The sequence below is a fragment of the Pseudomonas sp. 05T35 genome, from assembly GCF_056396605.1.
Window position 1 is genome coordinate 1 of the sequence record NZ_JBFTLU010000830.1, and the last position, 769, is coordinate 769.

General features: G+C 60.5%; 2 protein-coding genes. One reads left to right on the top strand and one right to left on the bottom strand.

Features of this window, described 5'->3' with window-relative positions; genetic code table 11:
* The coding region (locus tag AC1DH9_RS30140; RefSeq protein ID WP_477809453.1) for a hypothetical protein at positions 1-195 on the bottom strand (195 nt) is incomplete at its 3' end.
* 194 nt (positions 196-389) lie between these two features.
* Here AC1DH9_RS30140 and AC1DH9_RS30145 point away from each other — a divergent pair.
* Complete coding sequence (locus AC1DH9_RS30145; RefSeq protein ID WP_427543226.1) at positions 390-596, top strand: hypothetical protein; 207 nt, start codon at positions 390-392, stop codon at positions 594-596.
* The last annotated feature ends 173 nt before the right edge of the window (positions 597-769 follow it).

Below are 769 nucleotides of genomic sequence, written 5' to 3' on the forward strand. Positions count from 1 at the left end.
GCGCAGCGTCGCGCTTTCCGGAAACAGCAGCGGTTCATCGACCGCCCGTACCGCGCTTTGTGCCCCCAGGTTCTTCAGCGCCAGCCGTTCGCKACGACGGGTCACGTGCAACAGCCAGGCACCGGGCAAGGCGATCAACAACGCAAAAAGATTCATCAGGCCGCCGGGATGGGCGCTGACAGCAGACCAGCTCATATGCAGCGACATTATGCCCCTCACGTAAAAAACAGCACTTGTGGCCTGAAAACAGCGGCAAGTGGCCAGACGCTTTTTACGCCCTGCGTTTTGCACTCCAGTGACCGGTAATTTACTGATTAATGTGCGCTGTCACCTGAACGTCACCTTAACAAGCCAGTCTGTCGCCCCTCGAAACCGACAGGGAGCCTGTCATGCTGCACGCAGAAAACCAGGATCGCCTCTACCTCATCACCCCCAGCGACGAACAACAAAACCTCGTCGGCAGCCTCGCTTTCAACGTCCAGGACCGCCACTGGCTCGTCTACTGCGCCCTCGGCGGCCACCCACACGCCGACCTGCCGGAAACCGACCTGTTGACCGGCGTGAGCATGCTGGATTTTTATGTAGAAGCGGCCTAGAAGCTGCCGCACCCCGTCAAAAAGCCAAGACCGCCCACCCACATCGAAGTGATGCGCCCCTACCACTCAGGCCGGCCGGAAGGCCGCCATGCTGTTGATCTTGATCTTGATCCACCCGCCCCTTCGGAAGGCCGAGTGGAGGTGTTCATCAGGGGGGGTGGGCGCGCAGCGCC

Bases quoted from the DNA above. Each gene is read 5' to 3' on its own strand.
- AC1DH9_RS30145 (WP_427543226.1), top strand. From the start codon at position 390: ATGCTGCACGCAGAAAACCAGGATCGCCTCTACCTCATCACCCCCAGC.